Origin of the sequence: Sphaerisporangium rhizosphaerae (assembly GCF_042665155.1) — a bacterium.
In the GTDB taxonomy this organism is placed as follows: Bacteria; Actinomycetota; Actinomycetes; order Streptosporangiales; family Streptosporangiaceae; genus Sphaerisporangium; species Sphaerisporangium rhizosphaerae.
This window is the reverse complement of sequence record NZ_JBHTCG010000011.1, coordinates 1-12,278: the sequence shown is the minus strand read 5'-3', so window position 1 is coordinate 12,278 and position 12,278 is coordinate 1. Positions and strand designations below refer to the sequence as shown.

The window sequence follows — 12,278 nt, the reverse complement described above, 5'->3', positions numbered from 1 at the left end:
CCGGTCCCGCCCGCGACTCGGGACGGCGGCCGGTCTTGCCCGCAGCCCGGGACGGTGGATGCGCGGATTGCCTGATCGACATGCGGTGTCAAGAGAGGGGCGGGCGGCCGCCATGGCGGATTCAGGGTCGGACAGGGGATGATTGTGCCGTGGATCGACTTCGCGGCTGGCCGGTGACCCTGACAGAGGGACCGGTGGGACTCCGGCCGCTGCGGCTGCGTGATGTCAACGCCTGGCGTGAGACGCGGTTGCGCAACGCCGACTGGCTGCGCCCATGGGAGCCCAGCAACCCCGAGACCCCTCTGTTCCGCACCGGCCTCGGTCCCTACATCTCCATGGTCGGCACCCTGCGGCGCGAGGCGCGGCAGGGGCTGGCGCTTCCCTGGGTGGTGACCTACCGGGGGGCGTTCGCCGGGCAGCTCACCGTCGGCGCCATTGTGTGGGGCTCGGCCCGGTCGGCGCAGGTCGGGTACTGGGTCAGCGGCACCCTCGCCGGACGCGGCATCATCCCCACAGCGCTCGCGATGGCCGTCGACCACTGCTTCTTCACCGTGGGCCTGCACCGCCTGGAGGCCAACATCCGGCCCGAGAACCACGCCAGCCGCCGCGTCGTCGAGAAGCTCGGCTTCCGCGAGGAGGGCGTGCGCCGCAGGCAGCTCCACATCGACGGCGCCTGGCGCGACCACATCTGCTACGCCCTCACCCTGGAGGACGTCCCGCGCGGGCTTCTCGCGCAGTGGCGCCAGACGAGGCAGAAAACCGCCCATGACGGTTCGTCGTGAGCGACGGCAAAAATCCTTGACGTAGGCCTGGGGATAAACAGGTTGACGATCTCGCGACACACCGCACCGAATGCTCGTCAATCAGTGACACGCGGTCCTACGGTGCGTGACGTGAACACATTTGCGACGGCCCACACCCCGTGCTGTGTTCATGCTGCCCGCGCGGTGGCCCTTCCATTCATCGCGCTGGGGGTGGGCGCGTGAGCAGTGCCTTCCTCTACCTCGGCATCGTGGTCATGTGGCTGTGCGTCCTGGTCCCGATGTGGCTGCGCCGCGACCGTCACACCGTGGACATCGCCGAGTTGTACGCCGACGGCGAGGACGACGACTCCCGCGAGTCCGCGGAGTGCGAGGAGTCCGACGACTCCGAGGAGTGCGAGGAGCCGGAGGGCGACACCCTCGCCGACCACCCGGTATCCCGCGTCTCCGGGATCTCGGACACCTCCGGCGTCTCCGGCGTCTCCCGGGTCTCGCGGGTTTCCGGCGTCAGGGCCCACGCCGCCGACCCGGCCGACGACGAGATCACCATGGAACTCGACCCCTCCGGCCCCCGCCGCGACAACCCGTCCCACCACCCCGGCGCCTCACACCACCCCGGCGCCTCCCGCCACGACAATGCGCCCGGCGACCCCCGTGCCTCCCGCCGTGACGACACCTCCCGCGACGGCGACGCCTCCCGCCGCGACGGCGCCAACGAAGCGCCCTCGTCCCCGGCTCCCAGGGCGGTCTCCGGCACGGGCTCCTCCACGCTCTCCGGAGCCGGGCACGCCTTCGGATCCGCCGTCCCGGACACCAGGACCCCGGTCGGCGCCCCGGTCACCCGCGCGGCCGACTCTCCGGCCACCCCCGCCCTCTCCGCCGGCCCGGACGAGACCTCCGACGAGGACACGGCGGGCGAGTACGCCCCCGGGCGTGACGACATCCTCGCCGAACGCCGTCGCCGGGCCGGTGTCGTGGCCCGTCGCCGCCGATGGCTGCTGTTCAGCGTGCTGCTCCACATCGCCTCGGTGGTGACGGCGGGCGTCGGCGTGGCCCCGTGGTGGAGCGTCGCGCCCTCCGCGGTCGTGCTGCTCGCCTACCTGGCCGTCCTGCGGGTGGCCGTCGCCGTGGACGCCGAGCGCCGCGCCGCCGCGGCGAAGGCTCACGCCGAGCAACTTCGCAAGGCGCAAGAGCGGCGCCGCGCGCTCGAACTGGCGGCCGAGCAGGCCGAGGCCGAGGTCATCGAGTTCCGCAAGCCCGCCGAGCCCTTCGACCAGTACGCCGACCGCTCCCGCCGCGCCGTCGGTGACTGAGTTCCGGCTCGCGCGCACCCGGGTGGCGCGGGCGGTCCCCAAAGTTTGCTAATCTGGTCCAGTCCTTGGGGCTGTAGCGCAGTCCGGTAGCGCACTTCGTTCGCATCGAAGGGGTCAGGGGTTCGAATCCCCTCAGCTCCACCTAAGGGCCGTTCTTGAGTTAGCTCGGGAGCGGTTGACGAGATCCCGTCTGATCATCGCGATCAGGAGGGATCTTGTTGTTTCAGGGGTTTCCGAATCGGGTTCGTGCTGGTTTGGGAGCCGCAGAGCAGGTCCCTGGGGAGGCCCGGGTGGTGACAGGCCGCTGGTCGAGGTTCACGTTCGCGTCGCTGGGCATGGCGAAGCCGACGCCGGGCTGGGTGCTGCAGTTCGAGGATCCAGGAGGAGCGCAGTCGGCGCACCGACAGGGCGGGCAGGCCGGCGGTCGGCTGGTGGCGGGCTGTGTGAGCAGCCGTTCCACGCGGTAGGGGGAGCGGTCGGCGCTGGCGGCGACCAGCATCCGCACGTGCCCGGCAATTTGTTTCCATTCCGGCGGGACCTGATGCGGCCGGTAGCCGGTGATCGTTGCCGAGGTTTCCGCGCCGAGGGTCACACCCCATCCATAGCGGAACACCTCTTGGCCCTCGAACAGCTCAGACAACACGGTGTTGTGCCGACGCGGCAGGATCTCGTACTCGGCCGGCGTATCCGCATACCGCTTGGACTCGGGAAGGCTGTGGAAGCGAACCCAGCGTGAGCCGTGGAACCGCTTCAGCTCATGGCCGACAGGCGGACAATCCAGCCAGTTCGCCTGCCACCGCTCACTCAGTTCAGGCCGCTCATCCAGCACGCAACGCCACGTCATGAGGTCGGCGTAGAGAGACGGCCAATCTGGACGCGAAAGCATTTCGCGGGCCACCGGCCAGGCAGCCTCACGAGCTCAAGCCGCCCGACGACTCATGATGAGGTCTGCAGGAATGCGAACCGGCAGGCACAACGTTTGACCGTGCTGTTTGAACAGGTCGTCCCGGGAGTCGAAATAGCCCAGATCGGCCAGGACGTGTCCTGACAGGTCACATGAGGAGCAGGTGCTGCCGTCCCAGTCCACGGCAGTGTGCGCAATCGCGTCGAAAAGTGTCACGCCACCTGTGTTAGCGAATCGGCCGCCCGCCCGCAGCGTGCCCAGATCACCATAGAGTTCGGACACGGCCACCCACTGACCATCGAGGAGGAACTCCGGCCAGGCCAGCACCACGTGCCGGGGGATCAACGCACGCAGCCGCGGGAACCGCGGATACCAAAAACGCCCATCGAGCAGCAAGCCTCTGACTCGAGTGACGATCCCGCAGCTGCGTGCCACGGCCTCAAGCAGCGCCAATCTCTGGCTGCACGAACCGCGTCCCAGACCCAAGGTGGTAGAGACGGGCTGCCTTTCGTTCATGGCGTATACCGGGCGCACGCGGGCTGCGATTAGTTGGTGGGCCGTGATCAGGAATGCTCGCTCTGCCTCAGGACGAACGTCCCGGGCTTCGGTCAACAACGCCAGCACCCGAGGATGCCGCCAGTCGAGGATCGGTGTGGCTGCCGAACTTCCAGCGACTGCTGTCCGTGGAGAAACGGCCGCACCACCTTCCCGTGATCGTAAGCACGCCAGCTTCACTGAATCATCATATCTTCGTCCGGGAAACGATCAGAGAGAACCTGGGAAGCGATTTTCGCCACCCCGGCCTCATCCCAGCTCAATCACACTCGTGAACACCCCACCCAGGTCTAAGGCCGTTTCCGTAGATCGGAAACGGCCTTTTGGTCTTCCGGGTGACCAACTGAGTGACCAAGCCTCCGGCCGTCCCTTGAAGATCCGGTCCATGGCCTCACGTCGGTCTTGCGTTCGAGCGCGCTCGAAGGCATAGCGTCCCCGCCATGACGACACAGACCTGGATCATCACTGGCGCGTCCCGCGGGTTCGGGCGCGCACTGGCGGAGTCGGCGCTCGCGGCGGGCGACCACGTGGTGGCGGCGGTGCGCCGGCCCGAGAGTGTGGCCGATCTGGAGGCCAAGTACCCGGACAACTGCCTGATCGCGAAGTTCGATGCCCGGGACATCGCCGCGGCCGCGGACCTCGTGCGCGACACCCTCGACCGCTTCGGTCAGCTCGATGTGCTGGTCAACAACGCGGGCCGGGCCGTGGTCGGAGCGGTCGAGGAGGTCAGCGACGCGCAGTTGCGCGAGTTGATGGATCTGCACCTGTTCGGCCCCGCCGCGCTCGTCCGGGCGGCGCTGCCCACGATGCGTGAGCGGGGCACCGGGACGATCGTGCAGATGAGCAGCCAGGGCGGGCGGACGTCGTTCCCTGGCGTGTCGGCGTACTCCGCGTCGAAGTTCGCCCTCGAAGGCTGGTCCGAGGCCCTGGCCGGGGAAGTCGCGCCGTTCGGGATCCGGGTGATGCTCGTCGAGCCCAGCCGGTTCAGGACTGGCTTCAACGGGGGCGATGTGCTCGAGTTCGCCGACCCGTCCGCGACCTACCGTGACTTGCTCGCCAACGTCCGTGCGGACATGGCCGGGACCGACGGCCGCCAGGAAGGTGACCCGGCGCGGGCGGCCGAGATCATCGTGTCCCTCGCGCACGGCGACGAGGTGCCGCTGCGGCTGCCGCTCGGGCGCGAGGCGGTCGAGCGTATCTCGCGTGCCTACCGGCGCGGCCTGGACGAGCTCGAGAAGTGGGCCGAGACCGCCCGCAGCGCCGATTTCGAGGGTGTCTCCGCATCGGTACGGCCAATCTAGGCTCGTGGTCATGGCCACCGACGATCTGATGACCAGGGCGCTCGAAGTGCTCGGGGACGACGGTCCGCTGTCGGTCGAGGCGATCCACCGCCTCGCCGACCTGGCCGATCTGCCCGAGACGATGACGATCGCCGAGGTTGCCGAGCTCCTCGACATCTCGCCCCACACGCTGCGCTATTACGAGCGGGCCGGGCTGGTCGAGGTGGCCCGCGACGGTAATGGTCATCGCGTCTACGACGCCGAAGCGGTTCGGCGCCTGGTGTTCCTCACCCGGATGCGGCTGTCCGGTATGCCGATGCGTGACCTGCAGCACTACATCTCGCTCGTCGATGCCGGAGGGCACACAGTGCCGGAGCGGCTCGATGTGCTGGTCGAACATCGCGACACCATCCGCCGCCGGATCCGTGAGCTGACCCTTTCCCTCACGGCGGTCGAATACAAGATCGCCACGTACGGGGGCTCGGCCGGGCCGGACGTTCAGGCCCTCGACACCACCACCGGTACCGACCCCACGGCGCTCCCGGACGAGCCGCTGCGACGGGCACTCCCGGCAGAGTGAGGGACGCCGACGCTCGCCGGGCCTCCGTACAGAGACCGGCACCTTGGCGTCCTGGCACTCGAAGGGTCGACTGCCGCGACATGTACGCCGGGGTCGGATAGACGCTGATCGCCGTGGCCGGGGTCGCTTATGCGGGGAGGGTGTCTCCGGGGAAGCCGTGGCAGGGGTGGATCTCGCAGCGGATCATGCCGGCTCGAACGCAGGGGTCTCCGGCCATGATCTCCGCGGCTTCTTCGGCCGGCACGGTCATGATCACGACGCCGGCCACGGTGTCGGAGACGACCGGGCACAGGATCGCGATCACCCCCTCGGCGCGCAGCGATACCATGCGTCGCTGGTGTTCGAGTTCGATCGCGTCCGCGCCGTCCATGGTCCGCTCCGGCCCCCACTGAAGAAGCGCCAGGCTGTAGGGCTTCGCGGTCGCGGCCAGGGCCCGAATCTGTTCGTCGGTCACGGTCGTGCTCATGATGTCTCCTTACTTCTCGACGCGCTCGGCCAACGAGACGATGATTCCTTCGGGCCCGCGGACGTAGGCCATCCGCCACACGCCTTCGTATTCGCCGATGCCTCCGACCAGGCCGTAGCCGTCGGCTGCGGCGTAATCGACCGCGGCTTGGAGGTCGTGCACCTCGAAGGCGACGTTGCGCAGGCCCAGCTCGTTGGCCGGAGCGGCGGGCGAACCCGGGAGGTGGTCCGGCCGCGTGAAGCTCGACAGCTCCAGCGTCGTACCTCCGCCGGGCGCTCGCAGCATGACGATCTCGGTGCGGGCGCCGGTCATGCCGATCACCGTGTCCAGGAACTCGCCTTCGACGGCCATCTTCGGATCGGCCTCCAGTCCGAGGCCGACGAAGAACGCCGTCACGGCATCGAGGTCGGCGACGGTGATGCCGACGTGGTCGAAGCGCCTTATGAATGTCATCGGATCCTTTCTGGGTCTCCTTAAGAGATGCCGAGAAAGGTAGCACTCTGGATTCCGTAAGGGAACCCCACTCGCCAGGTCGCTGCCAGATGGGTGACCGTGCTCGGTGCGCCGTCGACCTGCTTCTCTCCGTGCGTGAACGGGCCCCGATGGAAGATCACGATGGGGAAGCCGGCGTCACGACCTTTGGTCATCAGGCCGAACCCGGCCTGGGAGGACGTCGTCGGCGGAACGCCGACATGATCGCAGTCGGCGCGGGAGTCTGCCGGCCGTTCCTTGATGAGCGGCGGTGATGGGTTCGATGGACGAGCTCTGCACCAGATCCTCACACGTGCTGCGCATCGCCCGCATACGTGTCTGCTTTGATGGCGCCGTGATCAAGTGGGGAGTTCCGGAAGGGCGCGAGGTCTACTGGACCTTCGGATGCGGACTCTCTGCGATCATCACCGTGGCGTGCGCCACGTTCGGAACCCTGTTCGATGTCTACCTGGTGGCTCATGCACAGGTCTACTGCCTGGGGCACCTGAATGCGGGAGAGAACCTCGCCGGCACCTTGTGGTCCCTGAGCCGCTTCGTGATCTTTCCGATCGTGTCGGTCTTGTCAGCGCTTGTCGCTATGTCATTCCATCTGCTGGCCAGGCTGCCCTGGCTGGCCCGTCGCACATGGCCGGGCCTCGTCCTGCTGGCTCTCACCGTCGCCGGTTCCGTCGCCGGGCCGGTGGCGATGACCCTGTACGACGTGGCCACGGAGGGCACCCCGGGCGACTGTGTGCTCCCGTGGTGGCCGTCATGGCTTCCCTCGTGACCCCACAAGCTTGTTCCGGTCCCGGGGAGTCCCGCGGGGTCAGGCGTCAGGCGGCTACGCCGGGTGCGCAGGAGGTCGGCGAGCTCCCTTCGGCTGTCCATACCTTCAGTGTGACGTCTCTTGTGCGTGATATGTCCGGTTTGGGTAGCCCTGTTGGTGCTAGCCCTGGCAGGGTGCGAAGAGCGTCCTTTACGGGCGGTCCGGCCATGGTGCGCTGGATCAGCGGCCCGGATGCGCGGACCGCCCTTGAGCAGAATCCAGGAAAGGTCCCTTCCAATGACCTCGCAGTCTTCTACCACCCCACTGGCCGGGCGGGTCGCCGTCGTCACCGGCGCCTCCAGCGGTATCGGTGAAGCGACCGCCGAACACCTGGCAGCGCTGGGAGCGAAGGTCGCCGTGCTGGCCCGGCGTGAGGACCGGCTCGCCGAGCTGGTCTCGCGTATCCAGAAGAACGGCGGCACCGCACTGGCGATCGCCGCGGACGTGACCGACGTGCCGGCCGTGCGCGCTGCCGCCGACCGGGTCGAGAACGACCTCGGCGGCGCGGACCTGCTGTTCAACAACGCGGGCGTGATGCTCCCGGCCCCGATCGAGGAACTGGCCGTCGACCAGTGGCAGCGCCAGATCGACCTGAACGTCACCGGCCTGATGAACGTCATCGGCGCGTTCGTTCCGCAGATGGTCCAGGCCGCCGCCGAGCGTGGCGTGGGCGACCTGATCAACATGTCGTCGATCGCCGCGCAGAACATCTTCCCGAACTTCGCGGTGTACTCGGCGACCAAGGCCTACGTCACGCACCTGTCCCGGCACCTGCGGACGGAGCTGGGGCCGAAGAAGGTACGAGTCTCCGCGATCGAGCCGGGCATCGTCGGTACGGAGCTGCAGGACCACGTCACCGACCCCGGGGCGCTGGAGTGGCTGGCCGGGTCCAAGGAGACGATGGAGTGGCTGACGGCGGAGGACATCGCCCACACCATCGGCTTCCTCGCCTCCCAGCCGGCACGCGTCAACCTTCAGCAGGTCACGATCATGCCCACCGGCCAGGCCACCTGATCAGGCGCCGTCGGCCCGGCCGAGGACGCAGAACTCGTTGCCCTCCGGGTCGGCCAGGACCGTCCATGGCACCTGGCCCTGGCCGAGGTCGACGTCGGTGGCGCCGAGGGCGCGCAGCCGGGCCACCTCCGACTCCTTGTCGTCGAAGGGGTACGGCAGCAGGTCGAGATGGACGCGGCTCCACCCGGTCGTGCCGCCGGACTCCCGGCGGAACTCCAGGTACGGCCCGACACCCTTGGCCGAACGCATGACCGCGTGATCGTCGGTCACCTCGTGCAGCGTCCATTCCAGCGCCTGGTCCCAGAACCGGGCCATGGCCTGCGGGTCGGCGCAGGCGACCACCACCGCGGCGATCGGTCCGGTGTCCCGGTAGGTCTCCCGAGGCTCCAGGACGCGGAACACGTTGCCCTCCGGGTCGGCCAGAGCCGTCCACGGGACCTCGCCCTGGCCCGCGTCGGCGGGCGTCGCGCCGAGTTCCTTCAGGCGCGCGACGAACTCCGTGTGATGGGCCGCGGAGGTGGTGGCGAGTTCGAGGTGCACGCGGTACTTCACCGTCTCGGGGTCCGGCACGATGACGAAGTCGATGTAGAAGCCGGCGGGGTCCGGCCAGACAACGCCCTCGGGCTCGAGGTTGGTCACGCCGGGGCCCTCGCTGGAAAGACCCCAGCCGAGCGCCTCCGCCCAGAACCGGCCGAGGGCCGAGTCGTCTCGAGCCTTGAAGTTCACCTGAACGAGTCGCAGCGCCATGCCGCCGATCATAGGCCCGAGCGGGCTAGGGACCGCGCCGGCATTCGCGGGCCGAAGGCGGTCTGCGGCGACGAAGAAGAGGGGCGAACGCCCAGGATCCAAGCGGGTGGGGTCACGGCTCGGCGGAGCCGCGGATCACCGAGGCCGCTTGCCCTTCCCTTTACGGCCGGCCTCTTTACGGCCCGTCTCTTTACGGCCCGTCTCTTTGCGGCCGGCCTCTTTACGGCCCGCTTCTTTACGGCCGGTCTCTGTGCCGCCGGTCGGCACGGCGCGGCGACCGGAGCCCTGTGCGGGTTTCCGGGTCTTCCCCTGCGCCGGTTTCTGCGCGGACGGGGCCGGGGCACGGCCCCGTGAGCTGTTCGCCGTCCGCCCTCGGACGATGCCGATGAAGTCCTCCACCAGGTCGGTGGTCGCGTCCGTGGGCCAGGTCAGCGCGACCTGAGACTGCGGCGCGTCCGGCACCGGCCGGTAGGTGAGATCTCTGCGGTGGTGGAGGCGGGCCAGCGACTGCGGGACCAGGAGGATCCCGGCGCCGGCCGCCACCAGTTCCACCGCCTCCGCCGTCGTGGCCGGTCGGGTGAACGCGGGCTGCCCGGGCCGGACCGTCCACTCGATGGTGTCGTCCACAGGATGGAGCACCTCGTCGTCGGCGAGTTCGGCGGTGGCCACCTCGTCGGCGGCGGCCACCGCGTGGTCCTTGGGCACCACGACCACCGTGGTCTCCACGTAGAGAGGGATCACGCTGAGCCCGTCCCGGTCGACCGGCAGTCTGACGAACGCGGCGTCGGCGCCGCCGCTCCGCAGCAGGCTCACCGCCTCGGCGGCGGGAACCGCGACCAGGGTGATCGGCACGTCGGGCAGCCTCTCGGTCCAGACGTTGACCCATTTCGCGGGGGTCACTCCGGGCACGTACGCCAGCCGGAACACCTCGCCGGTCTCTTCCTCGGTCACTTCCTCAGCGTAGCGATGTCAGGGGAACCCGTTCCCACTGGCTACTCTTGGCGCCATGCCCAAATCGAAGACCACCCAGACGATGAAGCCCGCGACCGCGGCCAAGAAGCTGGGTGTCCTCCTCTCGGCCACGCCCGCCGAGTTCCAGGAGGGTGTCGTCTCCAGGGACGAGCTGAACGAGTTGCAGTCGACGCCCCCCGCCTGGCTGGTCGAGCTGCGCCGCAACGGCCCGCACCCCAAGCAGGTCATCGCCGCGAAGCTCAAGGTCTCCACCTCCGGCCTGGCCAGAGGCGGGATCACCGGACCGCTCACCACCGCTGAGATCGACGCGCTCAAGGCGGAGAACCCGGAGTGGCTGGAGCGCGAGCGCACCGTCTACGCCGAGGCCCGCAAAGAGGCACTCCGCCTCAAGGAGCGCCGGGCGGCCGAGCCCCCGCACGCCTCCGGCGCCCCCGGCCGATGAGACCGGGGACCATGTCATGAGCGCGCCGCCTCGTAGTCGGGGAGCGCGGGCGGGGTGGTGCGGGTCGCCGGGCGCATGGTTTGGATCAGTATGGCCGTTCCGACGAAGATGACCGCGGCGACGACGCCGGTGACGTGCAGGCCGGCGAGGAACGCCTCTCGCGCGCTGTGCAGCAGTTCCGTGGCCTGACCTGAGGGAAGGTGCCGGCCGGCGGCGATCGCGCCGGCCAGCGAGTCCGAGGTTCCGCCCATCCGGTCGCGGTAGACCACCGCGGCGGCCACACCGAGCAGTGCGAAGCCGAGCGAGCCGCCCAAGTAGTTGCCGGTCTCCGACATCGACGCCGCCGAGCCGGCGCGCTCCGGCGGTACGGACCCGACGACCAGCCCGGTGCCCAGCGCGAACAGCGGGCCGGTCCCCAGCGCCAGGACGGCGATGCCGATCATCGCCAGGGGCAGGGTGCCCGGACCGTCGACGCCGACGAGCAGCAGGCCGCCCAGTGCCGACCCCACCAGTCCGCCGGCGATCGCGGTCGTCTGCTTCATCCGCCGGGCCAGCGCCGGCGCGGCCATGGTGCCCACCGCCACGCCCAGGCCCATGGGTGCGAACAGCACCGCCGAGGCGAACGGGGAGAAGCCCAGCACGCTCTGCAGGTACTGCGTCACCTGCAGCCCCGTGCCGGCCATGGCGATCCCGGCGAGGACCAGGGCGATGATCACCGCCGCGAAGGGACGGTTGCGGAACAGCCGCAGGTCCAGCAGCGGCGTGTCCAGCCGCAGTTGGCGGCGGACGAACAGCCACCCGAGGGCCGCGCCGACGATCAGGACCACCGCCGGCACGACCGACAGGCCCTCGACGGTCAGTCGCTTGATGCCGTAGACGATCAGCAGCACCGCCGCGAGCGACAGTCCGACACTGGCCGGGTCCAGCCGGCCGGCGTGGTCGCTGCGGAACTCCGGCAGCAGGACCGGCCCGGCGAGCACCAGCAGCACCATGGCCGGCACGGCGGCCAGGAACACCGATCCCCACCAGAAGTGCTGGAGCAGCACCCCGGCGAGCACGGGCCCGAGCGCGCCGCCGGTGAACTGGCAGGTCGCCCAGACCGCGATGGCCTTACCGCGCCGCCGCGCATCGGGGAACATGGCGGTGAGCAGGGCAAGGGTGGACGGCGCCAGGGTCGCGCCGGCGACGCCGAGCAGCGCGCGCACGACGATCAGCGTCAGCGGGTCGGCCGCGAAGGCGGCCACGACCGACAGCACCGCGAACGCCGCGGCGCCCGTGATCAGCAGCCGTCGGCGGCCGATGCGGTCGCCGAGCGTGCCCATCGTGATGACCATGCCGGCCACCATGAATCCGTAGCCGTCGCTGATCCACAACTGTTGCACACTGCCGGCGCCCAGGTCGGCGCTCAGCCGTGGGAGCGCGAGGAGCAGTGCCGTCGTGTCCATCGCGACGATCAGTGTCGGCAGCATGAGGAGGGCCGCTCCCAGCCACGCCCGGGTTGTTCGCATGTCCAAGCTCTCTGTTCTCTCGACGATTCACCGGGTGGTCGGAGCAGACGAGAGCTTCTTGACATCGGGACGGAAAAAATCATCGTGAAAAAGATCGGGCGGGGCCGCCGGGCCGTCCCGGCCGGTGGCGAACCGGCGGGACGGCGGCAGCGGGAGGCGGCGCCTCGGGGACGCCGCCCAGGGACGCCGCCCAGGGACGCAGCCCAGGGACGCCGCCCAGGGACGCAGCCCCGGACGGCGCCCTGGACGGCGCCGCCCCGGACGGCGACGTGGTGCGGAAGCGGCAGGCGAGAAGCTCAGACCTCTTCCACGCTGCTCGGCTCGCGCCGGGACAGGTCGATGCCGAGCTCCTCCGCCGCGCGGAAGACGTCCTCGTCGGTGTCGCGCATCTCGATGGACATGCCGTCGCTGGAGAGCACCTCGACGTTGAGGCACAGCG

Annotated in this window: 14 protein-coding genes and 1 tRNA gene; 8 read left to right on the top strand and 7 right to left on the bottom strand. The window is 69.5% G+C overall.

Annotated elements, in window-relative coordinates; genetic code table 11:
• Nucleotides 1-149: 149 nt before the first annotated feature.
• The 3 genes from ACFQSB_RS18145 to ACFQSB_RS18135 all read left to right on the top strand — a co-directional run bounded on the left by ACFQSB_RS18145 (nucleotide 150) and on the right by ACFQSB_RS18135 (nucleotide 2,215).
• On the top strand, nucleotides 150-782 hold the full coding sequence (locus tag ACFQSB_RS18145; RefSeq protein ID WP_354845876.1) for a GNAT family N-acetyltransferase: 633 nt from the start codon (nucleotides 150-152) through the stop codon (nucleotides 780-782).
• 200 nt (nucleotides 783-982) lie between these two features.
• Complete coding sequence (gene sepX, locus ACFQSB_RS18140) at nucleotides 983-2,074, top strand: divisome protein SepX/GlpR (RefSeq protein WP_380827803.1); 1,092 nt, start codon at nucleotides 983-985, stop codon at nucleotides 2,072-2,074.
• Between the two features lie 67 nt (nucleotides 2,075-2,141).
• A tRNA-Ala gene (locus ACFQSB_RS18135) sits at nucleotides 2,142-2,215 on the top strand.
• Nucleotides 2,216-2,297: 82 nt separating this feature from the next.
• On the opposite strand, the gene ACFQSB_RS18130 is transcribed toward ACFQSB_RS18135, so the two are convergent.
• Both ACFQSB_RS18130 and ACFQSB_RS18125 read right to left on the bottom strand, forming a co-directional pair.
• Complete coding sequence (locus tag ACFQSB_RS18130; protein ID WP_380827800.1) at nucleotides 2,298-2,903, bottom strand: DUF3885 domain-containing protein; 606 nt, start codon at nucleotides 2,901-2,903, stop codon at nucleotides 2,298-2,300.
• A 90-nt stretch (nucleotides 2,904-2,993) separates the two neighbouring features.
• Nucleotides 2,994-3,512, bottom strand: a complete 519-nt coding sequence (locus tag ACFQSB_RS18125; RefSeq protein ID WP_380828088.1) for a transglutaminase domain-containing protein — start codon at nucleotides 3,510-3,512, stop codon at nucleotides 2,994-2,996.
• A gap of 461 nt (nucleotides 3,513-3,973) precedes the next feature.
• Between ACFQSB_RS18125 and ACFQSB_RS18120 the strand changes: the two genes are divergently transcribed.
• Nucleotides 3,974-4,834, top strand: a complete 861-nt coding sequence (locus tag ACFQSB_RS18120) for an SDR family NAD(P)-dependent oxidoreductase (protein WP_380827797.1) — start codon at nucleotides 3,974-3,976, stop codon at nucleotides 4,832-4,834.
• 10 nt (nucleotides 4,835-4,844) lie between these two features.
• On the top strand, nucleotides 4,845-5,393 hold the full coding sequence (locus tag ACFQSB_RS18115) for a MerR family transcriptional regulator (RefSeq protein ID WP_380827794.1): 549 nt from the start codon (nucleotides 4,845-4,847) through the stop codon (nucleotides 5,391-5,393).
• A 127-nt stretch (nucleotides 5,394-5,520) separates the two neighbouring features.
• On the opposite strand, the gene ACFQSB_RS18110 is transcribed toward ACFQSB_RS18115, so the two are convergent.
• Together ACFQSB_RS18110 and ACFQSB_RS18105 are read right to left on the bottom strand one after the other, a co-directional pair.
• A complete protein-coding gene (locus ACFQSB_RS18110) occupies nucleotides 5,521-5,859 on the bottom strand; it encodes a YciI family protein (RefSeq protein WP_380827792.1) in 339 nt (112 codons plus the stop codon).
• Between the two features lie 9 nt (nucleotides 5,860-5,868).
• Nucleotides 5,869-6,312 (bottom strand): VOC family protein, encoded by a 444-nt coding sequence (locus tag ACFQSB_RS18105; protein ID WP_380827790.1) that lies wholly within the window; start codon nucleotides 6,310-6,312, stop codon nucleotides 5,869-5,871.
• A gap of 292 nt (nucleotides 6,313-6,604) precedes the next feature.
• Here ACFQSB_RS18105 and ACFQSB_RS18100 point away from each other — a divergent pair, with 292 nt between their 5' ends.
• Nucleotides 6,605-7,117: a hypothetical protein gene (locus tag ACFQSB_RS18100; RefSeq protein WP_380827788.1), complete on the top strand. Its 513-nt coding sequence runs from the start codon at nucleotides 6,605-6,607 to the stop codon at nucleotides 7,115-7,117.
• A 276-nt stretch (nucleotides 7,118-7,393) separates the two neighbouring features.
• Nucleotides 7,394-8,170 carry an SDR family oxidoreductase gene (locus tag ACFQSB_RS18095; RefSeq protein ID WP_380827786.1) on the top strand — a complete coding sequence of 259 codons (777 nt, stop codon included), beginning with the start codon at nucleotides 7,394-7,396 and terminating at the stop codon, nucleotides 8,168-8,170.
• Here ACFQSB_RS18095 and ACFQSB_RS18090 read toward each other — a convergent pair whose 3' ends face one another.
• Both ACFQSB_RS18090 and ACFQSB_RS18085 read right to left on the bottom strand, forming a co-directional pair.
• Nucleotides 8,171-8,917 (bottom strand): VOC family protein, encoded by a 747-nt coding sequence (locus ACFQSB_RS18090; protein ID WP_380827784.1) that lies wholly within the window; start codon nucleotides 8,915-8,917, stop codon nucleotides 8,171-8,173. It lies immediately after the preceding gene.
• 135 nt (nucleotides 8,918-9,052) lie between these two features.
• On the bottom strand, nucleotides 9,053-9,868 hold the full coding sequence (locus ACFQSB_RS18085) for a LysR family substrate-binding domain-containing protein (RefSeq protein ID WP_380827781.1): 816 nt from the start codon (nucleotides 9,866-9,868) through the stop codon (nucleotides 9,053-9,055).
• A 55-nt stretch (nucleotides 9,869-9,923) separates the two neighbouring features.
• On the opposite strand from ACFQSB_RS18085, the gene ACFQSB_RS18080 reads away from it, so the two are divergent.
• Nucleotides 9,924-10,331: a DUF5997 family protein gene (locus ACFQSB_RS18080; protein ID WP_380827779.1), complete on the top strand. Its 408-nt coding sequence runs from the start codon at nucleotides 9,924-9,926 to the stop codon at nucleotides 10,329-10,331.
• A 14-nt stretch (nucleotides 10,332-10,345) separates the two neighbouring features.
• Here the strand turns inward: ACFQSB_RS18080 and ACFQSB_RS18075 are convergent, their stop codons facing one another.
• On the bottom strand, nucleotides 10,346-11,839 hold the full coding sequence (locus ACFQSB_RS18075; protein ID WP_380827776.1) for an MFS transporter: 1,494 nt from the start codon (nucleotides 11,837-11,839) through the stop codon (nucleotides 10,346-10,348).
• Nucleotides 11,840-12,278: the final 439 nt, after the last annotated feature.

Bases quoted from the DNA above. Each gene is read 5' to 3' on its own strand.
- ACFQSB_RS18080 (WP_380827779.1), top strand. From the start codon at position 9,924: ATGCCCAAATCGAAGACCACCCAGACGATGAAGCCCGCGACCGCGGCC.
- ACFQSB_RS18120 (WP_380827797.1), top strand. From the start codon at position 3,974: ATGACGACACAGACCTGGATCATCACTGGCGCGTCCCGCGGGTTCGGG.
- ACFQSB_RS18110 (WP_380827792.1), bottom strand. From the start codon at position 5,859: ATGAGCACGACCGTGACCGACGAACAGATTCGGGCCCTGGCCGCGACC.
- ACFQSB_RS18090 (WP_380827784.1), bottom strand. From the start codon at position 8,917: ATGGCGCTGCGACTCGTTCAGGTGAACTTCAAGGCTCGAGACGACTCG.
- ACFQSB_RS18075 (WP_380827776.1), bottom strand. From the start codon at position 11,839: ATGCGAACAACCCGGGCGTGGCTGGGAGCGGCCCTCCTCATGCTGCCG.
- ACFQSB_RS18095 (WP_380827786.1), top strand. From the start codon at position 7,394: ATGACCTCGCAGTCTTCTACCACCCCACTGGCCGGGCGGGTCGCCGTC.
- ACFQSB_RS18115 (WP_380827794.1), top strand. From the start codon at position 4,845: ATGGCCACCGACGATCTGATGACCAGGGCGCTCGAAGTGCTCGGGGAC.
- ACFQSB_RS18105 (WP_380827790.1), bottom strand. From the start codon at position 6,312: ATGACATTCATAAGGCGCTTCGACCACGTCGGCATCACCGTCGCCGAC.
- ACFQSB_RS18100 (WP_380827788.1), top strand. From the start codon at position 6,605: ATGGGTTCGATGGACGAGCTCTGCACCAGATCCTCACACGTGCTGCGC.